The organism is Sphingobium subterraneum, assembly GCF_014199435.1.
Classification (GTDB): Bacteria; Pseudomonadota; Alphaproteobacteria; order Sphingomonadales; family Sphingomonadaceae; genus Sphingobium; species Sphingobium subterraneum.
The window spans coordinates 1,312,808-1,334,659 of the sequence record NZ_JACIJP010000001.1; the positions used below are offsets into that span (position 1 = coordinate 1,312,808).

20 protein-coding genes and 1 tRNA gene are annotated in these 21,852 nt (G+C 63.4%); 11 read left to right on the forward strand and 10 right to left on the reverse strand.

Features of this window, described 5'->3' with window-relative positions:
* The first annotated feature begins 216 nt into the window (after positions 1–216).
* A complete protein-coding gene (locus FHS92_RS06335) occupies positions 217–930 on the forward strand; it encodes a DNA helicase (protein ID WP_184078493.1) in 714 nt (237 codons plus the stop codon).
* Between the two features lie 193 nt (positions 931–1,123).
* Here FHS92_RS06335 and FHS92_RS06340 read toward each other — a convergent pair whose 3' ends face one another.
* The 3 genes from FHS92_RS06340 to FHS92_RS06350 form a co-directional block, all read right to left on the reverse strand.
* The gene (locus FHS92_RS06340; RefSeq protein ID WP_184078495.1) at positions 1,124–1,882 is read right to left on the reverse strand and encodes an SPOR domain-containing protein; all 759 of its coding nucleotides are present in this window, start codon (positions 1,880–1,882) and stop codon (positions 1,124–1,126) included.
* Positions 1,882–3,621, reverse strand: a complete 1,740-nt coding sequence (gene argS, locus FHS92_RS06345; RefSeq protein WP_184078497.1) for an arginine--tRNA ligase — start codon at positions 3,619–3,621, stop codon at positions 1,882–1,884. The genes FHS92_RS06340 and argS overlap by 1 nt, the downstream gene beginning before the upstream one ends.
* A gap of 83 nt (positions 3,622–3,704) precedes the next feature.
* A complete protein-coding gene (locus FHS92_RS06350) occupies positions 3,705–4,316 on the reverse strand; it encodes a hypothetical protein (protein WP_184078892.1) in 612 nt (203 codons plus the stop codon).
* A 170-nt stretch (positions 4,317–4,486) separates the two neighbouring features.
* Between FHS92_RS06350 and ispH the strand changes: the two genes are divergently transcribed.
* The 7 genes from ispH to FHS92_RS06385 all read left to right on the forward strand — a co-directional run bounded on the left by ispH (position 4,487) and on the right by FHS92_RS06385 (position 12,427).
* A complete protein-coding gene (gene ispH, locus FHS92_RS06355; protein ID WP_184078499.1) occupies positions 4,487–5,473 on the forward strand; it encodes a 4-hydroxy-3-methylbut-2-enyl diphosphate reductase in 987 nt (328 codons plus the stop codon).
* Positions 5,474–5,475: 2 nt separating this feature from the next.
* Complete coding sequence (gene thrB / locus FHS92_RS06360; protein WP_184078501.1) at positions 5,476–6,453, forward strand: homoserine kinase; 978 nt, start codon at positions 5,476–5,478, stop codon at positions 6,451–6,453.
* Positions 6,450–6,896 carry a ribonuclease HI gene (rnhA, locus tag FHS92_RS06365; RefSeq protein WP_184078503.1) on the forward strand — a complete coding sequence of 149 codons (447 nt, stop codon included), beginning with the start codon at positions 6,450–6,452 and terminating at the stop codon, positions 6,894–6,896. Before thrB ends, rnhA begins: the two co-directional genes overlap by 4 nt.
* 84 nt (positions 6,897–6,980) lie before the next feature.
* On the forward strand, positions 6,981–7,883 hold the full coding sequence (locus FHS92_RS06370; protein WP_184078505.1) for a dienelactone hydrolase family protein: 903 nt from the start codon (positions 6,981–6,983) through the stop codon (positions 7,881–7,883).
* Positions 7,884–7,984: 101 nt separating this feature from the next.
* On the forward strand, positions 7,985–10,879 hold the full coding sequence (locus FHS92_RS06375) for a M16 family metallopeptidase (RefSeq protein ID WP_184078507.1): 2,895 nt from the start codon (positions 7,985–7,987) through the stop codon (positions 10,877–10,879).
* A 20-nt stretch (positions 10,880–10,899) separates the two neighbouring features.
* On the forward strand, positions 10,900–11,202 hold the full coding sequence (locus tag FHS92_RS06380; RefSeq protein WP_184078509.1) for a hypothetical protein: 303 nt from the start codon (positions 10,900–10,902) through the stop codon (positions 11,200–11,202).
* 16 nt (positions 11,203–11,218) lie between these two features.
* Entirely contained in the window at positions 11,219–12,427 is a 1,209-nt protein-coding gene (locus FHS92_RS06385) for an FAD-dependent monooxygenase (protein WP_184078511.1), read from the forward strand.
* Here FHS92_RS06385 and FHS92_RS06390 read toward each other — a convergent pair.
* The 5 genes from FHS92_RS06390 to FHS92_RS06410 form a co-directional block, all read right to left on the reverse strand.
* The gene (locus tag FHS92_RS06390; RefSeq protein ID WP_184078513.1) at positions 12,424–13,566 is read right to left on the reverse strand and encodes a pyridoxal phosphate-dependent aminotransferase; all 1,143 of its coding nucleotides are present in this window, start codon (positions 13,564–13,566) and stop codon (positions 12,424–12,426) included. The genes FHS92_RS06385 and FHS92_RS06390 overlap by 4 nt on opposite strands.
* Before the next feature lie 43 nt (positions 13,567–13,609).
* Positions 13,610–14,140: a gamma carbonic anhydrase family protein gene (locus FHS92_RS06395; RefSeq protein ID WP_184078515.1), complete on the reverse strand. Its 531-nt coding sequence runs from the start codon at positions 14,138–14,140 to the stop codon at positions 13,610–13,612.
* A gap of 37 nt (positions 14,141–14,177) precedes the next feature.
* A tRNA-Ala gene (locus FHS92_RS06400) sits at positions 14,178–14,253 on the reverse strand.
* Between the two features lie 100 nt (positions 14,254–14,353).
* Complete coding sequence (locus tag FHS92_RS06405) at positions 14,354–15,781, reverse strand: DEAD/DEAH box helicase (RefSeq protein ID WP_184078517.1); 1,428 nt, start codon at positions 15,779–15,781, stop codon at positions 14,354–14,356.
* A 115-nt stretch (positions 15,782–15,896) separates the two neighbouring features.
* Positions 15,897–16,388: a hypothetical protein gene (locus FHS92_RS06410; protein WP_246351778.1), complete on the reverse strand. Its 492-nt coding sequence runs from the start codon at positions 16,386–16,388 to the stop codon at positions 15,897–15,899.
* Between the two features lie 101 nt (positions 16,389–16,489).
* On the opposite strand from FHS92_RS06410, the gene FHS92_RS06415 reads away from it, so the two are divergent.
* Together FHS92_RS06415 and FHS92_RS06420 are read left to right on the forward strand one after the other, a co-directional pair.
* Positions 16,490–17,926: an FAD-binding oxidoreductase gene (locus tag FHS92_RS06415; RefSeq protein ID WP_184078519.1), complete on the forward strand. Its 1,437-nt coding sequence runs from the start codon at positions 16,490–16,492 to the stop codon at positions 17,924–17,926.
* 69 nt (positions 17,927–17,995) lie between these two features.
* Positions 17,996–18,775, forward strand: coding sequence for a SapC family protein (locus FHS92_RS06420; protein ID WP_184078521.1), 780 nt, complete (start codon positions 17,996–17,998; stop codon positions 18,773–18,775).
* A 304-nt stretch (positions 18,776–19,079) separates the two neighbouring features.
* Here the strand turns inward: FHS92_RS06420 and FHS92_RS06425 are convergent, their stop codons facing one another.
* Positions 19,080–19,979: an N-formylglutamate amidohydrolase gene (locus tag FHS92_RS06425; RefSeq protein ID WP_246351779.1), complete on the reverse strand. Its 900-nt coding sequence runs from the start codon at positions 19,977–19,979 to the stop codon at positions 19,080–19,082.
* A gap of 126 nt (positions 19,980–20,105) precedes the next feature.
* Here FHS92_RS06425 and cpdR point away from each other — a divergent pair, with 126 nt between their 5' ends.
* Positions 20,106–20,483, forward strand: a complete 378-nt coding sequence (cpdR, locus tag FHS92_RS06430) for a cell cycle two-component system response regulator CpdR (RefSeq protein WP_184078523.1) — start codon at positions 20,106–20,108, stop codon at positions 20,481–20,483.
* Between the two features lie 7 nt (positions 20,484–20,490).
* Here the strand turns inward: cpdR and FHS92_RS06435 are convergent, their stop codons facing one another.
* The gene (locus FHS92_RS06435; protein ID WP_246351780.1) at positions 20,491–21,819 is read right to left on the reverse strand and encodes a dicarboxylate/amino acid:cation symporter; all 1,329 of its coding nucleotides are present in this window, start codon (positions 21,817–21,819) and stop codon (positions 20,491–20,493) included.
* Between the last annotated feature and the right edge of the window lie 33 nt (positions 21,820–21,852).

Genomic DNA, 21,852 nt, shown 5'->3' on the forward strand with positions numbered 1-21,852 from the left:
CTGCTCCGTTTCTATGAGAGGAGCACCGGAAGTGAGTATATCAGCAGCTTGACGCTACCGAATCGATTTTATATAAATCTGATGAGGTATGGCCCATGCCTCCCCCCACCATTGGGGAAGCATTAGATGTGCAGGGCGTTGTGTTTGTCGAACCATCCCGTTCGAGCATTTGCATAAGGTGGGATTGCGAACATCGCTCGAAAGAGGAGGTTCTCAATGCGGCTATCTGCTCCAATCTTCAAACTTAAGCGCCAAGCGAAGTTGCTCGCTCGCGATGCCAACATTCCGCTGCATGCGGCCCTTGATCAGACCGCCCGAAATGAGGGCTTTTATGCTTGGAGTCATCTCGCAGCATTCGCATCCAACCGTAGGCCGACACATGAAATTCTGGCACAACTCGCTCCGGGTGATCTGGTGCTGTTAGGCGCGCGTCCCGGCCATGGCAAAACTCTCATGGGTCTAGAGCTGGCTATCGAAGCCGTCCGGACAGATCGACCGGCCTTCTTCTTCACCCTGGAAGACCACGAAGGCGTCGTGTTCGACCGACTTCAAATGCTTGGCACTGACAGGAAAGCGGTCGAGGGAAAGCTGCTCATCGATACGTCCGACGACATCTGCGCCGACCACATAATCGACCGGATCGGTCATCGGATCTCACGGGCCGTAGCGATCGTCGACTATCTTCAGCTGCTCGACCAGCGACGCCATAATCCGGAACTTGAGGTCCAGATAAAGGCGTTGAGGATGTTTGCGAGTACGACAAGCTCAATCATTGTGCTGCTGTCACAAATTGATCGGGCCTTCGAAACGACACCTAGAAGCATCCCCGGAATGACGGATATTCGCTTGCCCAATCCTCTCGACTTCGGCCTATTCACGAAAGCCTGCTTTATGCATGACGGTGAAACTTATCTTGAGGAAATAGCCTAAAGTCGTCAATATTGAGGACCGCAGCGCCCGAGACCCGGCAAGGCGGCGCAAATCCGGCGCTGATATTGTGTTAGGCTTAAGTCTAAAAAAGCAGCAGTAGATCGAAACTCAAAACGGCCACGCCCGCGTGACTACGCCTTAAACATAATCGTGTTATGCGGTGCTCTGCACGAGGCGGAAACAGGCCGACAGGTCAGTTGACGACCATGCAGCTTTCGCCCGCGACCTTCAGCTTGCCGCACAGCGCATTCGCGTTGGAGGCGCTACCGACGCCTGCGCGCAAGCGGTAGAGCGTCGTGTTGCCTACCTCGACCGGTTCAACGGACGATCCCAGTGCGGCGAGATAATCAAACCGCTTGGACAATTTGCCCCATGCATCCTTGGCCATGGCCGCGCTGCCATACGCGCCGAGCTGGATCTGCGCGCTACCGCCGTTCGCCTTCGCGACCGGGGCGGCGGCTTTCTTATCGGCCTTGGTGCCATCGGCTACCTGGGCGCTGACCTTAGCAGCGGGCTTGGGCGCCGCCGCGTTCTTCGCCATGACAGCGTCGGCATTGTTCGAGCCCTTGCCGGTCGCGGCCGGAGCGGTCGCGAGCGGCGCTTCGGGCAAGCGCGAGGGATCGATCTTGCCGTCCCGCTCCACGCCTTCGCTGGTCGAGAAGCTGGAGTCGCCGACGCCCTGGAATTTCTTCGCGTCCGCTTCGCTTGCCGGGATCTTGTAGTTTTCGCGCGGCGCAGCAATCAACTCGCCGGATCCGTCGTTCGAATTGAGCGAGCGCAGGAAATACACGCCGCCCACGATCAGGCCCAGCAACAGCAGCCCACCCAGGATAAACCCGGCCAGCCGCATCGGCGCGACGCCTTCCTCGACATCGTCGTCCTGCGCAGGCTCCAGCCACGGCAGCCGGTCTTCTTCCTCGAAATTCAGGCCGCCGCGGGAATAATCGCTCATCATTGCATCTCCGAAAGAGCTTGCACGCCCATCAGCGTCAACCCGTTCCGGATAACTTGCCCTATTTGGCGACTCAAGAAAAGCCTGACGGACGTGGTGTCAGGGTCGTTAACCACGATTATCCGCTTGGACGGATCATCGTTCCCCATGTTCCACCATGCATGGAAAGCGGCAGCCAAATCATTGAGATAAAATGCAATTCTATGGGGCTCCCGAGCCTGTGCAGCCCCCTCGACAATGCGCGGAAACTGCGCCGTCAGCTTGACAAGATCCTGTTCTGCTGTGCCAAGGCGGGACAGGTCCGGTTCCGAAAGGGCAATCCCCGCCTCCTCCGCCCGCCGCCCCAGCGACGCAATACGCGCATGGGCATATTGCACGTAGAAAACCGGGTTGTCCTTCGAAGCCTCGACCACCTTTGCGAAGTCGAAGTCCATCTGCGCATCGGCTTTGCGCGTCAGCATCGTGAAACGCACCACATCCGCACCGACCTCGCCTACGACATCGGCGAGGGTAACGAAGTTTCCGGCGCGCTTGGACATCTTCACCGGTTCGCCATTACGCAGCAGGCGCACCATCTGGACGAGCTTCACGTCGAATCGCGTTTTGCCGCCTGGGTTGTTGACGGTCAACGCGGCAACCGCCGCCTGGATGCGCTTGACCGTCCCGGCATGATCCGCGCCCCAGATGTCGATCAACTGGTCCGCACTTTGCGCCTTTTGGTAGTGATAGGCCATGTCAGCGCCGAAGTAAGTCCAGCTGCCGTTGGATTTCTTGATCGGCCGGTCCTGATCGTCACCGAACTGCGTCGAGCGGAACAAGGGGAGCTCCACCGGCTCCCAGTCCTCGGGCGTTTCGCCCTTGGGCGCTTCGAGCACGCCGTCATAAATGAGCCCTCTTGCCCGCAGTTCTGCCTCGGCCGCATCGGGCTTGCCCGCCGCCTGCAACTCGGCCTCAGACGAGAAAATATCGTGGTGGATGCCCAGCAGCGCCAGATCCGCGCGGATCATCTCCATCATCGCCGCAACGGCGCGGGTGCGAAACAGCGCAAGCCATTCTCCCTCGTCTGCCCCAACATAGCGGTCGCCGAACTCGGCCGCCAGCGCCTGCCCGACCGGCACCAAATAATCGCCGGGATACAGCCCCTCGGGGATCTCGCCAACGTCCTCGCCCAGCGCTTCGCGGTAGCGCAGATGCGCCGACCGGGCGAGCACATCCACCTGCCCGCCCGCATCGTTGATATAATATTCGCGCGTTACAGCGTGACCGACAAACTCCAATAGCGTCGCCAGCGCATCGCCCACCACTGCGCCCCGGCAATGCCCCATATGCATCGGCCCGGTCGGGTTGGCCGACACATATTCGACGTTGACGCGAATACCCTTGCCAATATCGGACCGTCCGAAATCGTCCGCCAGCCGCGCTATTGCCTGCAATTCCCCGGCCCATGTCTCGGGCGTCAGGCGCATGTTGATGAACCCCGGCCCGGCAATATCGACCGACGCCACCTCGTCCAACGCCTGCAGCCTCGCGGCGATCTTCTCGGCCAGCGCGCGCGGGTTGGTGCCCGCCGGTTTTGCCAGCACCATCGCCGCATTGGTAGCAAGGTCGCCATGCGCGGGGTCGCGCGGCGGCTCGACGGTCACCGCCTTGCGGTCCAGCCCTTGCGGAAGATCGCCCGCCTGTTCCAGTTGATCGAGCAGCGCCGCCATATGGTCGGCGAAACGCAGGTAAAGTGTCACTCTGCCATCCTGTCATTGCCCCGCTGGCCAGCCAGTCGAGGGCAATGCGCCAGGGATAAGGGAGAATTAAACCGCGGCCACCCTCAACGGGTAGCGTTGTATCGCAACTGGTCCTGCGTCAGGTTGAAACCGACCAGCAGTTCGAAGCTTGTTCGCTGCAGGGCCGCACGCACGTCGGGCGCGGCCATCGGGTCGAGCGCAGCGTCCGCATCGCCCGCCTTGCGCTTGTTGGTGATGCGGCTCTGGATTTCCGCGGGCAACGTGGCCGACGCGCGGTCCACATAGGACGACGCCTTCGCCGATGCGGTCGCGCGATACTCGCCCGGCGCGAAGGTCAGGCGCACTTCGCCCACCCGCTTTGCGATGACGGCGTTGCCGCCGCGTACGACGGTCGAAAAATAAGGCAGCACAACTTCGCGCGGGCCGCTTGCGTCGCTGCGCCGTGCCTGCACGTCGAACGTCGCTTCCGTGTAGAACTGATCGCCCGTTTCCGAACATGTGGAACGCAGATTGGCGACCGCGGCGACCACGTCGATGGCGGCAGCATCGCGGCTGCTGGCCGGGTTGAACAGCGTGATGTCGCCCGTCATCGCCGGAATCGCGGCGGTCGGACACGCCGAGCGCACGGCCAGGATGCCGCCTGTCTCATCAATTTCGCCCTTCCGCGAGCAGGCGGCGAGTGCACACAGAGCCAGTCCGGCAACCGACAGCTTCAGCAACGAGGATCGGAGAGTTGTCACGCATGTTCCCTTGATCGTGTGATCCGGCTTCTTATCCGCCCCTCCCCGTCCGCGCAACCGAAACAGAACGTGTGTGGTGCGTCACACCTAGCCAGCATGGCGAAAGCTTCGTAAAGGCCGATGACATGACCCAGCCTGAACCCGTATCCGCGCCGCAGGGACTACCCTCCCTTAACCTGCTCATCGCAGCGCCCCGTGGATTTTGCGCGGGGGTCGACCGCGCTATCATCATCGTCGAGCGTGCGATCGAGAAATATGGCGCCCCGGTCTATGTCCGGCACGAGATCGTCCATAACAAGTTCGTGGTCGACAGCCTGAAGGCCAAAGGCGCGATTTTCGTCGAGGAACTCGATGATGTACCGGACGGCGTGCCGGTCGTCTTTTCCGCGCATGGCGTGCCCAAGGCGGTGCCTGCGAAGGCCGAGGAGCGAGGCCTCTCTTATCTCGACGCGACCTGCCCTTTGGTGTCCAAGGTCCACCGCCAAGCCGAGCGGCAGGTGGAGGCCGGGCGGCACATCGTGTTCATCGGCCATCGCGGCCACCCCGAAGTCATCGGCACTTTTGGCCAGATACCCGACGGCACAATCAGCCTGATCGAATCGGAGGCCGATGCGGAAGCCTTTACTCCCGCCGATCCCGGCAATCTTGCTTTTCTGACGCAGACTACCCTTTCCGTGGACGATACCGCCGCGATCATCGCGATCCTGCAACGCCGTTTTCCGTCGATCGTGGGACCCAAGGGCGAAGACATCTGCTACGCGACGTCGAACCGGCAGGCCGCGGTCAAGGCCATTGCCCGTAGCTGCGACGCTGTGCTCGTCATCGGCGCGCCCAACAGTTCGAACTCTCTGCGCCTGGTGGAATGCGCGGAACGGGAAGGCACCCCGGCCCGCCTGATCCAGCGCGCGACGGAGATCGATTTCGATTGGCTGGCGGGCGCCCGCACCCTCGGCATAACGGCCGGAGCCTCCGCGCCGGAAGTGCTGGTGCGCGAAGTGGTCGACGCCCTGCGCAGCCGCTACAACGTTACCGAACAGGAAGTGGAATCAGCGCGCGAGAACATCGCGTTCAAGCTGCCCAGAGGACTCGACACCGGGCTGGAGACCGCCTGACGATGGCGGTTTATACCCATGTACCCGCCGAAGACATGGCGCAGTTCCTTACCCGCTACGCCACCGGTCCGCTCATTTCCGCCAAGGGCATCGCGGAAGGGGTGGAAAACAGCAACTATCTGGTCGAGACCGAAAGCCTGACCTCCGGCACCGACCGATTCATCCTTACCCTCTACGAAAAGCGCGTGGATGAGGCGGACCTCCCCTTCTTCATGGACCTGCTCGATCATCTGGGCGCGCGCGGGTGCAGGGTGCCCCGCTTCATCGCCGATCGCGACGGGGTGAAGCTCCAGCAACTGGGCGGTCGCCCCGCCTGCCTGATCGAGTTTCTCAGCGGCATTTCCGTTACCGAACCGACTCCTGCGCAGAGCGCCGCCGCCGGGCGCGCGCTAGGCGAACTGCACATCGCCGCGCAAGGCTTTCCGGCCGAGCGTCGCAACACGCTGGACCTTGCCGGCTGGCACGATCTCGCGGGGCGATGCGGCGACGGGCTGGACAGCATTGCGCCGGGCCTGGGCGCCCGGGTAGAGCAGGAACTTGCCTGGCTCGACGTGCATTGGCCGCGCGATCTCGACCGCAGCGTCATCCATGCCGATCTCTTCCCCGACAATGTGCTGATGCATGGCGACGAGGTGACGGGCCTCATCGACTTCTATTTCAGCTGCACCGATATCCGGGCCTATGACCTGGCGATCACGCATGGCGCGTGGTGCTTCGCCCATGATGGCAGCCATTACTACGCCGATCGCGGTGCGGCGCTTGTCGGCGGTTATGTCCAGACCCACGGCCTTTCGGACGCCGAACGTGCAGCCTTCCCCGCGCTGTGTCGGGGCGCGGCACTGCGCTTTCTGCTGACCCGCGCCTATGACTGGATCAACACGCCACCCGATGCGATGGTGACGCGCAAGGATCCCCTGGCCTACCGCCGACGGCTCGACTTCTACGCGCAGGCCCATCCCGCCGAACTGCTCGGCGCATGACCGACCGCACGAAGGTCGAGATCTTCACCGATGGCGCATGCAAGGGAAATCCCGGCCCCGGCGGCTGGGGCGCGGTCATCCGTTCCGGCGCGCACGAAAAGGAAATTTCCGGCGGCGAACCCCAGACCACCAACAACCGCATGGAGATGATGGCGGCAATCGAGGCGTTGAATGCCCTCAAGCGCCCCTGCGACGTCACCCTCTTCACCGACAGCAAATATGTGATGGACGGCATCACCAAATGGGTCTTCGGCTGGCAGAAGAACGGCTGGCGCACCGCCGACAAGAAGCCGGTGAAGAACGGCGAACTCTGGCAGGCGCTCGTCGCCGCAACTGCCCGCCACACCGTCGAGTGGCGGTGGGTGCGCGGCCATAACGGCCACCCGGAAAACGAACGTGCGGATGTCCTCGCCTCCAACGCCGCCGACGCGATGCGCCCCTGATCTTCGCGCTGTCGCCGAAGAGCCGTTGACTTCGCGACACCGTCACGCGACATTCCTGGATGGGGGACGACGACGGAGATTGCCATGACCGCCACCTATCCCGACAAGAGCGCCGCCGACTTCCCGCGGGAGGTGCTCGAGTTGTTCGATCAGTTTGTCCATGGCGACATCGACCGCCGCGCCTTTGTCGAGCGCAGCGCCGCCTATGCGACGGCCGGGCTGACCGGCGCCGGTTTTCTTGCGGCGCTCACGCCGGACTTCGCCAATGCGCAGATGGTCTCGCCCCGCGATACACGGATCGCGACGCAGATGGTCGACATCCCCTCACCCCAAGGCAATGGAACGATCCAGGCGCTTATTGCCCGCCCTGTCGCCGCCAAGGGCAAGCTGCCGGTCGTCATCGTCGCCCATGAAAATCGCGGCCTTAATCCGCATATCGAGGATATCGCGCGCCGGATGGCCGTGGACAATTTCATAGCCGTCGCGCCCGATGCGCTTACCTCATTGGGCGGCTATCCGGGGGACGAGGACAAGGCGCGCGAGATGTTCGCCAAGCTGGACCAGCCCAAGGTGCGCAACGATTTCATCGCCGCTTCCCGCTATGCCTTGGGTCTTACTGGCGGAAGCGGACGTCTGGGCGCGGTGGGATTCTGCTTCGGCGGGGGTATCGTCAACATGCTGGCAACCCGCGTTCCCGAACTGCGCGCCGCCGTGCCCTTCTACGGCCCCGCCCCCGATTTGGCGTTGGTCAAGGACATCAAGGCCGAACTGCTGATCCACTTCGCCGCCAATGACGAGCGCGTCAACGCGACCTGGCCACCCTATGAAACGGCGCTCAAAACCGCAAAGGTCAAATATCAGGCGTTCACCTATGCGGGAACGGAGCATGGGTTCAACAACAACACCACGCCGCGCTTCCACCCGGAAGCGGCGAAGCTGGCCTGGACGCGTACGCTTGCGCTCTTTGCCCGGACGCTGAAAGGCTGATCCGTTCATCCGCGCTTCAGCCGGAGGATCGTTATTCCGTTGCGGCGCCCCATCCGGGCGTTATGGTCGCGCCCCGCCCTACCAGCCTTCTGAGGAACTTCATGCGTATCCGCTCGCCTCTCCTGTCCTCCCTCCTCGCGCTGACACTCGCCATGCCCGGCGCAGCCGCATTCGCACAGGTGCCCGTGTCGCAGCTGGTTGCAAAGGTCGACATTCCCTATGCGCGCTTCACGCTGCCCAATGGCTTGCGCGTGATCGTCCACACCGACCGCAAGGCCCCCGTCGTCGCGGTGTCGGTCTGGTATGGCGTGGGGTCGAAGAACGAGCCACAGGGCAAGACCGGCTTCGCGCACCTGTTCGAGCATTTGATGTTCAACGGATCAGAGCATGCGCCCGGTGACTATTTCGAACCACTGCAGCAGGTCGGCGCGACCGATTTCAACGGCACCACCTGGTTCGACCGCACCAATTATTTCCAGACCGTGCCGACCTCCGCGCTCGAAGTGGCCCTGTTCCTCGAAAGCGACCGGATGGGATACCTGCTCGGTGCGGTCACGCAGGACAAGCTCGATAACCAGCGCGGCGTCGTCCAGAACGAAAAGCGGCAGGGCGACAACCAGCCTTATGGCCTTGTCGAATATGCGCAGATTGCGGGGCTGCTGACCCCCGCCCACCCCTATGGACATCCGACGATCGGTTCGATGGCGGATCTCGACAAGGCCAGCCTTGCCGACGTGAAGGGCTGGTTCACTGACCATTATGGCCCCAATAACGCCGTCCTCGTGCTGGCGGGCGACATCGACGCTGCCACCGCCAAAACGCTCGTCACGAAATATTTCGGTAGCATCCCTGCGGGCAAGAAGGTCGCGCCGCTCAAGGTGGAGGTTCCCACACTCGCCGCGCGCAAGGACATGGTGATGAAGGACCGTGTGGCGACGACCCGCCTTTACCGCTGGTGGACCGTGCCGGGCCTCAACGATCCCGACAGCACGCCGCTCGCCGTGGGCGCGAGCGTGCTGGGCGGCCTCGCCTCTTCCCGCCTCGACAATATGCTGGTGAAGGGCGAGCAGCTCGCCGTCGCCGTGACTGCTGATGTGCAGCAGTTCGCGCAGCTCGGGTTTTTCGAGGTGACAGCGGACGTCAAACCGGGCGTCGATCCAGCGGTGCTCGGCAAACGGCTGGACGCGATCCTCGCCGATTTTATCGCCAAGGGGCCAAACGCAGATGAAGTCCAGCGCGTCGCGACCAGCGACGTATCCGGGCGTATCAGCGGGCTGGAGCAGGTCGGCGGATTCAATGGCAAGGCGACCACCCTGGCGGAGGGTGAGCTCTATTCGGGCACACCGGACTTTTACAAAAGGGAAATGAGCGAGGTCGCGCAGGCGACACCCGCCAAGGTTACGGCGGCGCTTAAAAAATGGCTCAGCCGCCCGGTCTTCGCGCTGAGCGTCGTGCCGGGCGAGCGGGACGTCTATCAGGATGCGGCCGGTGTCGCCACCAAGGCCGATGCTTCCCGCTCGGGCGCGGTGAGCACCCCGGCCCATTATCGCGATCCCCAAAACCCCACCCCAGCTTCCGCGCCGCGCGCGGATGTCGACCGCAGCAAGCTGCCGGATGTCGGCGCGATCCCGAACGTCGATTTTCCGACGGTCGAGACAACCACACTTTCCAACGGCATCAAGGTCCATTTCGCCAAGCGCGACACCGTGCCGACCATCCGCATGTCGGTGGTGTTCAACGCGGGCAAGGCCGCCGATCCCAAGGATGGACAGGGCACGCAGGCGCTGATGCTCGCGATGCTGAAAGAGGGCACCCGCACCCGCAACAGCATCGAAATCGCGGAACAGCAGGAACGTCTGGGCGCGGCGATCTCCGTGGGCGCTTCGCTCGACCGGACGAGCGTGTCGCTCTACGCGCTGACGCCCAACCTCGCGCCGTCGCTCGATCTGCTGTCTGACATTCTCCAGAACCCGGCCTTCGACCCGCAAGAGCTGGAGCGCGTCCGCGCAGCGCAGTTGAACCGCATCGCGCAGGAACGCACCCAGCCCGCCAGCATTGCCAGCCGCACGTTGCTGCCGGTCCTCTTCGGGCGGGATCACCCCTATGGCATCGCCGCCTCCGGCTCGGGCGATCCGGAAGTGGTCAAGCGGCTGACCTCGCAGGATCTGTCGGGCTTCCATCATCGCTGGATTCGCGCCGACAATGCCGAAATCTTCGTGGTGGGCGCGACCACGCTTGCCGAACTCAAGCCCCTGCTGGAAGCCCGCTTCACCGGCTGGCGAATGACGCGCGACCTGCCCGGCCGCAAGGACTTCACCACGCTGACGCCCGCGCCGCAGCCGCGCATCGTGCTGGTCGACCGTCCGCAATCGCCGCAATCGACCATCGTCGCGGGACAGCTTCTCGACGCAAAGGGTGGGGACGATTTCGTCGACCTGCTCGCTGCCAACGATATCCTGGGCGGAAATTTCCTCTCACGCATCAACATGGACCTGCGCGAGACGAAAGGCTGGTCTTACGGCGTGCAGGCAAGCGTGCAACGCAATGAGGACCGTGCCGCTTATATTGTGAGCGCCCCCGTGCAGGCGGACAAGACAGGTGAGAGCATCGCTGCACTGCGAAGCCAGATGACGGCGTTCCTCACCGACAAGGGCGTCACTGCCGAGGAACTGCAACGCACCGTCAATGGTAGCATCCGCGAGCTGCCCGGCGGGTTCGAAACATCGTCCGACGTCCTCACGGAAATGCAGCGCGATGCGCTCTTCCAGCGGCCTTTCGATTATGTCGAAACGCTCGCAGACCGCTACCGCAAGCAGACCGCCGCGTTACTGGACGCGACCGCGCGCAAGATGATCGACCCGTCAAAATTCGTATGGGTGGTGGTCGGCGACAAGACTCAAGTCCTGCCCCAGCTAAAATCGCTCGGTCTGCCCATCACCGTGGTTGACGCGAACGGCGTGCCGGTCGAAAGTCCGGCCCAGCAAGCGATCAAGTAAGCCAGCAAGGGAGAACGGATATGGCACTCGTGGACGGCGCGTATGACTGCATCACCAAGACGCCAATGGGCGATCAGGCGAGCGTGTTCACCGTTATCAGCAGCGGCGATCACTTCAACGGCACCAATGCCGGGCCACTCGGCTCACTCGACGTGAAGGACGGCAAGGTCGATGGCAACATGCTGACGTGGAAAATGGAAATGACCATTCCCATGCCGATGACGCTGGAGGCCGAAGCGATCGTCGAGGGCGATACGCTCACAGGGACGATCCAGGCGGGCGCCTTCGGGGCCATGGCGATGACCGGCACCCGACGCAAATAAGCGGAAAGAGGGTCAGATGCAGCGCTTTGACGTCATCATCATGGGCGGCGGTCTGGTCGGGCTAACGCTCGGCATTGGCCTGTCGCGCCATGGCGTGCGCTGCGCAGTGGTCGACCCGGCGGACCCGGCTACGACGCTGGCCGCCGGATTCGATGGCCGCGTCTCGGCCATCGCCAGTGCCAGCTGGAAACTGTTCTCGGCCATCGGCATCGCGGATCGGCTCGACGGCAAGGGCTGCCCGATCGAGCGGATCTGGGTCAGTGACGGGCTGAAACCCGGTGCGCTCGACTTCGCTCCGCCCGAAGACGGCGACCCGATGGGCATCATGTTCGAAAACCGCCTGATCCGCGAAGCGCTGCGCGATACGGCGGTGGACTGCGCCGACCTCACCCTGTTCCAGCCGGACCGCGCTCTCCACATCGATCGCACGCTCGACGGCGTAACGGTGACGCTCGCCAGCGGCGCGCAGATCGCCGGGTCGCTGCTCGTCGGAGCGGAAGGCCGTGCCAGTCCGCTGCGGGAGGCGGCGGGGATCACCGTTGCGCGCTGGAACTACGACCATGTCGCGATGGTCTCGGCCATCGAACACACCGTCCCGCACGCCAATACCGCCTATGAAATTTTCTACCCCGGCGGCCCCTTCGCCCTGCTCCCCATGCAGCCGGGCACCCGCTCGGCGGTGGTGTGGACCGTGCCCTCGGCGGACGCCCCCGCGATGCTCGCGCTGGGAGAGCGTGGCTGGGCCCATGAAGCGCAAAAGCGCATCGGCGGCTTTCTGGGCGACGTAAAGGTCGCCGCCCCGCGCTCCAGCTACCCCCTGGGTTTCCACCACGCCGTGCGGATTACCGACACGCGGCTCGCATTGGTCGGCGACGCCGCGCATGGTATCCATCCGATCGCGGGACAGGGCGTCAATCTCGGTTTCCGCGATGCCGCCGCGCTGATCGAAGTCATCGTTGACGGGATGCGCCTTGGCCTTGAACCCGGCGATGCGCAGCTGCTCGCCCGCTACCAACGCTGGCGCAGCCTCGATGCTCTGAGCGTCACGGTGGCGATGGACGGGCTGGTTCGCCTGTTCGACATTCCCGGCCGCTTGCCCTCTGCGATCCGCCGCTTTGGCCTCGGCGCGGTGCAGAAGGCAGGGCCTCTCAAGAACCGTTTCATGTCCGAAGCACGCGGCGAATCCGGTGCATTGCCGCTCCTGCTGCGCGGTGAGCTGGTTTAGTCTGATCGGCGCGGTTGCGCGGCAAACCACGGCTTCATCCGCGCAATCGCGTCCTCGACCTCTGTCGTAGAAACCGCAAAGCTGAACCGCATAAACCGATGCCCATCGACCGGATCGAAGTCGACTCCTGGTGCGGTCGCGACGCCCGTGTCCTGAAGCAGCCGCGTGCAAAAAGCGATGCTGTCATCGGTCAGATGGCCGATGTCCGCATAGATATAGAACGCCCCGTCGGGCGGCGCGATCCGGTCCAGCCCAAGGGAAGGCAGCGCGTCCAGCATAAGGTCACGGTTCCGCGCGTACGTTGCGACGTGCCCTTCCAGCTCGTCCCGGCATTGAAAGGCCACCAGCCCGGCATGTTGGGCGAGTGACGGCGGCGTCAGGAACAGATTGCCCATGCGCGCCCGCGCGGCATCGATCAGATCGGGCGGCACGACCAGCCATCCGAGCCGCCAGCCCGCCATGCTGTAATATTTGGAGAAGCTGTTGACGACCAGAACCCCAGCATCCTCCTGCAGCGCGGAGCGCGCGGACGCTCCATAGCTCAGGCCATGGTAGATCTCGTCGGAAATCACCCGGATCCCGCGTTCCTGGCAGTACGCGATGATGATCGCCAGTTCGTCCGGATCGATAATCGTCCCCGTCGGGTTAGCCGGGCTTGCGATGATGACGCCATCGGGCGCCGGATCGATCGCAGCAAGGGCGCGCGCCGTCAGCTGGAACCGCTCGGCGCTGCCGCACGGCACTTCCAGCGGTTCCATATGCAGGGCGCGCACGGTGTTGCGATAAGCCACATAGCCGGGCCGGGCGATCGCCACCCTTGCCCCCGGCGCGAACAGGCAGGAGAGCGCGAGCACGAACGCGGGCGATGCGCCACAGGTCAGGATGATCTGCTCCGGATCGACATGGACCCCGTAAGCCTCGTCATAATGCGTCGCAATCCGCTGCTTGAGGGCATTGCTCTCCCAATAGCCCATGCCATCATGGTCGAGGACATGATGCGCAGCCTCTATGGCCTTGGCAGGAGCGCCGGTCGACGGCTGGCCAAACTCCATATGGATGATCGAGCGCCCCTCCTCCTTGAGCCGATGCGCAAGGCGGCTGATGCCGATGGCGTAAAAGGGCGAAATCTGCGCGGTCATACAGCCGGGCTACCGGGGCGCCTGCCCCCGCGCAACGGAAATGTCAGTCAACGCGGCGCAAGGAACCGGCGAATTGCTTGCTCTTTGCCACATAGGACGCGGCCGAAGCGCGCAGGCCCGCCAACGCCGCCTCGTCCAGTTCGCGGATCGCCTTGGCAGGCACACCGACGATCAGGCTGCCCGGCGGAAAGGTCTTGCCTTCGGTCACCAGCGCCCCCGCGCCGACCAGGCAGTTTTCGGGAATGACCGCACCGTTCAATATGGTCGCTCCCATGCCAATCAGCGTGTTGTCGCCGATCGTGCAGCCATGCAAAATCGCCTTGTGGCCCACGGTAACGCCTTCGCCGAGGGTGAGAGGCACGCCGGGGTCGCTGTGAAGCACCGCATTGTCCTGAACGTTGCTGCGCGTGCCAATGGTGATCGGGGTGTTATCGGCGCGGATGACCACGCCAAACCAAACGCTTGCCTCGCTTCCCAAACGGACATCACCCATCACATCGGCCGACGGCGCCACCCATGCCGTTCCATCGGCGGGGAAGGACGGCTGCTTCCCGTCATATTCATAGATCGACATGTGAGACGTCCTCCCGAAGGCGAGAAGCGGAGGGAAATGGTGGAGCCGAGCGGGATCGAACCGCTGACCTCGTCATTGCGAACGACGCGCTCTCCCAACTGAGCTACGGCCCCAAGGCGCCTGCCTATAGGCGAGCGATTTTGCGGTGGCAATGGCCTTTTCATGCAACGCCGCCGACCGTGTGGGAATATTCGGCGCACCCGCACAATGGGCTCAGGCGTCGATCCCGAACTGCAGAAAGCTGGGGACCGGGCCGTTCCAGCCGTCGTCCGGGCCGTCGTCATTTCGCGGCGCGCGCGCGGGCGCCGCTGCCTTTGGTTCGGGTTTGCGCGGCGCGGGCTCAGGAGCCTCCACGTTCGCCTGACGCGGCGCATAAGCGGATCGGCCGGGCGCTTTGGCTTCAACCTTCTCGGCCTTCTCGACTGCCGCCGGAGCGTCATCGGCCGCCTTGCGCCGGCCCCGACCGCGTGCCGGTTTGGCGGCGGAACGTTCGTCGCTCTGCGCGCCTTCGTTACCCTCACCTGCTCCCGGCAAGGGTGCATAGGGAATCTTGGTACCGATGAGCTTCTGGATATTGTCGAGCGCCTCCGCATCCTCCGCCGTGACGAAGGTGTAGGCGACACCGGTGGCTCCTGCGCGTCCGGTCCGCCCGATCCGGTGGACATAGTCATCCGGGTGCCAAGGCGCATCAAAGTTGAACACATGGCTGACGCCCTTGATGTCCAGTCCGCGCGCTGCGACGTCCGAAGCGACGAGGATTTTGACGGTGCCGTTCTTGAACCGCTCCAGCTCCGCGATCCGCGCGCCCTGGTCGATATCGCCATGGATCTCGCCCGACGAAAAGCCGTTCTGTTGCAGGCTTTTGTTCAGCTCACGCACGGTGGTCTTGCGGTTGCAGAAGATGATCGCGTTCGTGACATCATCAGCGCGCAGCAAATTGCGCAGCGTATCGCGCTTCTTGCGGCTTTCCACCTTCACCAGCCATTGCGTGATGTTGGCGGAAGCCGTTGCGGGCCGCGCCACTTCGATCAGCTTGGGGTTGGAGAGGAACTTGTCGGCCAGCTTCTTGATGACCGGCGGCATCGTCGCGGAAAACAGCAATGTCTGGCGCTGCGCGGGCAATTTGGTGCAGATTTCCTCGATGTCGGGAATGAACCCCATGTCGAGCATGCGGTCCGCCTCGTCGATCACGAGCAGGCTGCACCCGTTGAGCATGATCTTGCCGCGCCCGAACAGGTCCATCAGGCGACCCGGCGTCGCAATCAGCACATCGACGCCCTTTTCCAGCGCCGCAAGCTGATCACCCATCGATACGCCGCCGATCAGCAGCGCCATGTTGAGCTTGTGATATTTGCCGTACTTCTCGAAATTCTCGGCCACCTGCGCAGCGAGTTCGCGCGTCGGTTCGAGGATGAGGGAACGCGGCATGCGTGCGCGGCTACGCCCATGCGCCAGAATGTCGATCATCGGGAGCACGAAGCTCGCGGTCTTGCCCGTGCCCGTCTGGGCGATTCCGATAATGTCCTTCATCATCAGCACGGACGGAATGGCCTGCGCCTGGATCGGCGTCGGCGTGTCATATCCGGCCTCGGTCACGGCCTTCAACAATTCATCGGAAAGGCCGATATCGGCAAATTTCATCAAGTTGTCCGGAAAAACAGGAACGCCTGCGCGTGAACCCACGTCAGGTCAGCCGCGCCCTTGCGGAAAAAAGCCGAATTTGTCAAGAAATCTCTCGTCCCGGGCGTAGCTAGCGTCACGGCTTTTCAGGCACCAGCTTGCGAAACCGCTCGATCTCGCAGCTCTGTCCGCCACGCGCCAGCACTTCGTCCCGGTCGGCGCACAAATTGCCATCGGCATTGGGCTGGATATAGAAGCCCGACCACAGGTCGGCGGAGCGGCATTCGCGGCTGAGATGCGCGCGCAGCCGCGTGCCGTCGCGCAGCATCAGGTCCACACCCCTCGACGTGGTGACAGAGGCCGCCCGCACCATGCGGATGCCCACGCACTGCGGGCCTTTTTCCTCGTTCCATTCGATGGCAGGCTGCGGTGCGCGAAACTGGCGGTCGGGACGGACATTGGGGCCAGGTCCGTTGCCGGAGGGGCGCGCCATCGGCACCCGGATGATAATGCGCTGTTCGATCGTGATCTGCGCCAGGAGGGTCTCGCCCTCCAGCACATGCGGCCCCGCGTCCCGCCGACCGACACCCACGTTCGCGCCATTGTCCGGCACCGTAGGCATCATCATCAAGGCTATGGTCAGTATCAAGGGCGTCCCACTCACTCGGCGTGCTGTGCCATAGAGACGGACTGTTGAACAACAGGTGAATTATGCGGCATAGACCCAGCATGTCCCAGACAATCGACCTCTCCCCGTTTCGGGCCGTGCTGGACGAGCGCGGCGTCGTGACCGACCGGGACGACATCACGCCCTGGCTGACCGACTGGCGCGGGCGTTATCATGGCGACGCCGCGGCAATCCTTGCGCCCGCCACGACGGAGCAGGTCGCTGCCGTGGTCGGCATCGCCGCGCAGCATGGCATTCCGCTCGTTCCGCAGGGGGGTAACACATCGATGGTCGGCGGAGCAACGCCCCCGGCAGACGGCCGCGCGCTCATCCTGTCGCTGCGGCGGATGAACCGCATCCGTTCTATCGATGCAGACGCCAACCTGGCCCTGTGCGAGGCGGGCGTCATCCTCGCAAACCTCCACGACGCGGCGCAGGCAGCGAACCGCCGTTTTCCGCTGAGCCTTGGCGCCAAGGGATCGGCGACCATCGGCGGACTCGTTTCGACCAACGCAGGGGGCACGCAGGTACTGCGCCATGGCACCATGCGCGGGCTGGTCGCGGGTCTCGAAGCGGTGCTGCCCGATGGCAGCATCTATGATGGCCTCGCCGCGCTCAAGAAGGACAATCGCGGCTACGACATTCGCCATCTGCTGATCGGCGCGGAAGGCACTCTGGGGGTGGTGACGGCAGCGACGCTGCGGCTCGCACCGGCCATGACGTCGACGCTCACCGCCTGGGTCGGCGTCGCCCGCCCCCATGAAGCGCTGCATCTGCTGCATCGGCTCGAAGCGCAGCTTGGCCCGGTCGTCGAGGGGTTCGAAATCCTGACCGAGGCGGGGCTGAAAAATGTTCTCGCCCATATTCCTGACCTGCGCAGTCCGCTCAATGCCCCCGCGCCCTGGCATGTGCTGGTCGAGATCGACAGCAGCGGCGACCCCGACGGCACCGCCAGCGCGCTGGAAAACACGCTCGCCGTCGAAGTTGCGAACGGCAGCGTCCTCGACGCGACCCTCGCCCAGAACGAGGCGCAGGCGCAGGCCTTCTGGCGCATTCGCGAATCGCTCTCAGCGTCGGAAAAGGCACTCGGCCCAGCCCTCCAGTTCGACGTGAGCGTCCCGGTCGCGCGCATGCCCGATTTCATCATCGATACCGGCCGGCAGGTGGAAGCCACCTTTCCCGGGGTACACGCCTCCGCTTATGGCCATCTCGGCGACGGCAATGTCCATTTCCATGTGCGCGCGCCCGATGGCACGACGGATGGCTCGGCGTGGACATCCGAATTTGGCAAGCCGATCAGCCAGTTCATCCATGATGCCGTCGTCGCGGCGGGCGGGTCCATTTCCGCGGAGCACGGCATTGGCCAGATGAAGCGCGCTGAGTTGGGGCGCTTGTCCAGCCCGGCCCGACTCGCGGCATTGCGCGCCATAAAGTCGGCGCTTGATCCGCTCGGCATCATGAACCCCGAAAAACTCATCCCGCTTGCATCGGAAGCATGAGCAATTTATTGGCGCTACCGACTGACATCCCGCGCCACGCCAGCGCCAATCTGCACGGAGAGAATGACCATGGCCAGCGCGCCCCAAGCCAGCCTGCCGATCTTGTACAACGACCTGGTTCCGCTCAACAGCAATGAGCATACGGCCCTGCGCGTGCGCCCCACCGACACGGCGCCGTTCCTCAAGAACCAGCACGCAATCCCGCTGACGATCGACGAATTCGTCGCAGCGCAGCGCTTCGTGCCGATCATCTTTTCCTCAGGCGACGACTCGGTGCCGTTGGCGCTGATGGGACTGAACGAGGGGATCAACACCTTCCTCGACGATGAAGGCAAGCTGCGTGGCCCGGCCTATATCCCCGCCTATGTTCGCCGTCACCCGTGGATGCTCGCGAAACTGCGCTCTGACAGTGACGAAATGTCGCTGTGCTTCGATCCCACGTCCGACACGGTCGGCGAGTTTGAGGAAGGCGACCTCCTCATCGTTGACGGCAAGGCCAGCGAAGTGACGCAGAATATCCTCAAATTCTGTGAGGATTTCGAGCAGGCGGCCCAGCGTACCGGCATGTTCATGCAGGAACTGAAGTCGCTCGACCTCCTGATGGACGGCGAAGTCGCGATCCAGGTGCCCGGCAAGGAGCAGCCGTTTGTGTATCGCGGCTTTCAGATGGTGAACGAGGAAAAGCTGCGCGACATGCGGGGCGACCAGCTGCGCAAGATCAATCAGAGCGGGATGCTGCCGTTGATCCACGCTCACCTTTTCTCGCTGCAATTGATGCGCGAAATTTTCCAGCAGCAGGTCGATCAGGGCAAAATGCCTGAAATCGCTGTTCCGGAACCGGTGGCCTGATCCACCTGAATTCGGCTGATTATCGTGCTTTACGGAGGCAGGAGGACACATATTCTCCTGCCTCCGTCTTGTCCGGCAAAAAGTCCTGCCCGTTTCCGAACAAGTTTTTTGTCGTTATTACCGTATCGGACCGGATGAGTGGTTGAAAAGACACTGTCCTTCCCTTAAATATCGCTTGTGCACTTGCCTGTTCCCCTTTCGGGTAGGTGTACTGGACGCCCCTCCCTTGGGGCGTCTCCTCCCTGAACCTTGGCCACCCCGCGCGACGCGTGGGGTGGCTCTTCTTTTGTGGTCGGGGCATCCGTTATTCTGCGGCGTCAAGCCAGCGGTCGTTCGTCACATCCTCGATCAGCGCCTGCACCAGCGCAATGAGGCTATCCTGCACATCGCGGATGGCTGGGACAGGCTTGTCCTGCCGCCCGTCCAGATAGAGCGCACGCGAAATCTCGATCTGCAGAGCATGGCGGCGCCGCGCTGGATTGCCGTGGCGTTCCAGCAGGTGCGAGCCGGGATAGGGATGGTTAAGCGAAACCGCATAGCCACGCCCGCCGAGCACGGCCTGCGCGGTTGCGGAAAGCTGCGCGCTCGCGCTCTGCCCGAAGCGGTCTCCCACCACCATCTCCGGCACCGCCTCACCCATCCGTCCGGGCTTGAGCGGCGGCATGGAGTGAATGTCGAGCAGCAGCGCACAGCCATGCGCCCGCACCGCCGCGTCGATCATCTCGGCAAGGCCGTTATGGTAGTGCCGGTGCATCTGCTCGATCCGCCGCCGCGCCTCCGCAAAGGAAATGCGCGTAGCCCACAAGTCGCCACATCCCGGCAGACTGCGCGGAAACAGCCCCAGCCCGCCCCGTTGCTTGGCGCTCTCGATCAACGAATGATGGCGCGGCAACCCCTCGACCATGCGCGGATCGATATCGCGCTCGTCACGGTTGAGATCGATGAGGGCGCGGGGGACTTGCGCGACGATCGCGCTGGCTCCGGCGTCCACAAGCGGCGCGATGAGCGCATCGGCGTGGCGATCCTCCAGCCGCGCCAGCGTCGATACCGGAACCCGCAGATTTGCCGCCAGGCCCTCCGGATAGGCGCGCCCGGCATGGCATACCGACAGGATGACAGGGCTCGCGGGAATATCCGGTCCGAAGCGGGCAAACGTTGCCCCCTCCGCCATCATGCCATGCTCCATCGACAAAAAATCGGCCATCGCGATCAAAAACCCTTAACGTGCTGGAAAATTTTAAGGCCTTCGCTCATAAGATGGTGGCATAAGTCGGAGCGGTTGCACAGCCTTGTGCGGCGGCTCCCATCATTTCTGGAGTGTGACGGACCGATGATCCGGATTTTGCTGGCCGAAGATGATGATGCGATGCGCCAGTATCTGGCCCGCGCGCTCGAAAAGTCAGGCTATGATGTCGTGAGCGTCGACCGCGGCACGGCGGCCGTTCCGCTGATCGAATCAGATCGCTTCGACCTGCTGCTCACCGACATCGTGATGCCCGAAATGGACGGCATCGAACTGGCCCAGCACGCCGCGACGATCGCACCGGACATGCGCGTCATGTTCATCACGGGCTTTGCGGCGGTCACGCTCAAGGCCGGGAAGGCGATGCCGGAGGCGAAGGTGCTGTCCAAGCCTTTCCACCTGCGCGACCTCGTCCTCGAAGTCGACCGCATGTTCGGCATCGACAGCGCCAGCGAACTGAAATAGCCTCGCTCTAGTCGGCGATAACCGGCTCGACATCCGGAGTTACCGGCAGCGGATCACCCGCCATCGCCGCATTGAGGCGGGTCCGGTCCAGCTTCCCCTCCCACGCCGCGATGACGATACACGCCACCGCATTACCCATGAAGTTGGTCAGGCTGCGGCACTCACTCATGAAACGGTCGATACCCAGGATCATCGCCATGCCAGCGACCGGTACTGACGGCACGATCGACAGCGTCGCGGCAAGCGTGATGAACCCCGCGCCAGTGACACCGGCGGCGCCCTTGGAACTGATCATCGCAACGAGCAGCAACGCGATCTGATCGCCCAGGGTCAGCGGAATATCCATCGCCTGTGCAATGAAGAGGGCCGCGAGCGTCATATAGATGTTCGTGCCATCCAGATTGAAGCTGTACCCCGTCGGCACCACCAGTCCGACGACGCCCTTGTCGCACCCGGCCCGCTCCATTTTCTCAATCAAACTCGGCAGCGCAGTCTCGGACGATGACGTCCCCAGAACCAGCAGCAGTTCAGCCTTGAGATAGGCCACCAGCCGGAAAATGGAAAAGCCGCAGGCCCAGCCCACCAGCCCCAGTACGCCCAGCACGAACAGCAGCGACGTCAGATAGAATGTCGCAACCAGTCCCGCCAGATTGGCGAGCGTCCCCAACCCGTAGGTGCCGATCGTAAAGGCCATCGCGCCGAACGCACCAATCGGTGCGGCCAGCATCAGGATCGACACCAGACGGAACACGACATGCATCGCCGCCTCGAACAGCCGCTCGAGCGGCGCGGACCGCTCGCCCGTGAGGTTGATCGCCACACCGATCAGAATCGCCACGAGCAGCACCTGCAGGATGTTGCCCTCAGCAAGCGCGCTCACCAGCGTATCGGGAACGATGCCGGTGATGAAGCCGACGAGGCTCGTGTCATGCGCCTTGGTCGCGTAATCCGCCACCTTGGCCGCATCCAGACTGGCGGGATCGATATGCAGCCCCGCGCCCGGCCGCACGACATTGCCGACCACCAGCCCGAGGATGAGCGCAAGCGTCGAAAAGGCGAGAAAATAGACGAAAGCGCGCCCCGCCACCCGGCCCAGTCCACCCAGATCGCGCATCCCGGCGATGCCTGTGACGACCGAAAGGAAGATCGCCGGCGCGATGACCATCTTCACCAGCTTGATGAACATATCGCCCAGCGGCTTGAGCGCCGCACCCCATTCCGGCGCAAAATGTCCCAGTGCCACACCAAGCGCGATGGCGATCAATACCTGCGCGTACATATGCCGGTACCAGGGCCGCCGCACCGGCATTTCACGCACTGCCAGATCAACCACCATAGCCCGCCCTCTCGCAACGATTATTCTTCGGCT

Bases quoted from the DNA above. Each gene is read 5' to 3' on its own strand.
- FHS92_RS06340 (WP_184078495.1), bottom strand. From the start codon at position 1,882: ATGAGCGATTATTCCCGCGGCGGCCTGAATTTCGAGGAAGAAGACCGG.
- FHS92_RS06370 (WP_184078505.1), top strand. From the start codon at position 6,981: ATGACCGCCACCTATCCCGACAAGAGCGCCGCCGACTTCCCGCGGGAG.
- FHS92_RS06390 (WP_184078513.1), bottom strand. From the start codon at position 13,566: ATGACCGCGCAGATTTCGCCCTTTTACGCCATCGGCATCAGCCGCCTT.
- FHS92_RS06435 (WP_246351780.1), bottom strand. From the start codon at position 21,819: ATGGTGGTTGATCTGGCAGTGCGTGAAATGCCGGTGCGGCGGCCCTGG.
- FHS92_RS06415 (WP_184078519.1), top strand. From the start codon at position 16,490: ATGTCCCAGACAATCGACCTCTCCCCGTTTCGGGCCGTGCTGGACGAG.
- FHS92_RS06410 (WP_246351778.1), bottom strand. From the start codon at position 16,388: ATGATGATGCCTACGGTGCCGGACAATGGCGCGAACGTGGGTGTCGGT.
- FHS92_RS06405 (WP_184078517.1), bottom strand. From the start codon at position 15,781: ATGAAATTTGCCGATATCGGCCTTTCCGATGAATTGTTGAAGGCCGTG.
- FHS92_RS06335 (WP_184078493.1), top strand. From the start codon at position 217: ATGCGGCTATCTGCTCCAATCTTCAAACTTAAGCGCCAAGCGAAGTTG.
- FHS92_RS06425 (WP_246351779.1), bottom strand. From the start codon at position 19,979: ATGGCCGATTTTTTGTCGATGGAGCATGGCATGATGGCGGAGGGGGCA.
- FHS92_RS06420 (WP_184078521.1), top strand. From the start codon at position 17,996: ATGGCCAGCGCGCCCCAAGCCAGCCTGCCGATCTTGTACAACGACCTG.
- rnhA (WP_184078503.1), top strand. From the start codon at position 6,450: ATGACCGACCGCACGAAGGTCGAGATCTTCACCGATGGCGCATGCAAG.
- FHS92_RS06385 (WP_184078511.1), top strand. From the start codon at position 11,219: ATGCAGCGCTTTGACGTCATCATCATGGGCGGCGGTCTGGTCGGGCTA.
- FHS92_RS06380 (WP_184078509.1), top strand. From the start codon at position 10,900: ATGGCACTCGTGGACGGCGCGTATGACTGCATCACCAAGACGCCAATG.
- ispH (WP_184078499.1), top strand. From the start codon at position 4,487: ATGACCCAGCCTGAACCCGTATCCGCGCCGCAGGGACTACCCTCCCTT.
- FHS92_RS06375 (WP_184078507.1), top strand. From the start codon at position 7,985: ATGCGTATCCGCTCGCCTCTCCTGTCCTCCCTCCTCGCGCTGACACTC.
- thrB (WP_184078501.1), top strand. From the start codon at position 5,476: ATGGCGGTTTATACCCATGTACCCGCCGAAGACATGGCGCAGTTCCTT.
- FHS92_RS06395 (WP_184078515.1), bottom strand. From the start codon at position 14,140: ATGTCGATCTATGAATATGACGGGAAGCAGCCGTCCTTCCCCGCCGAT.
- cpdR (WP_184078523.1), top strand. From the start codon at position 20,106: ATGATCCGGATTTTGCTGGCCGAAGATGATGATGCGATGCGCCAGTAT.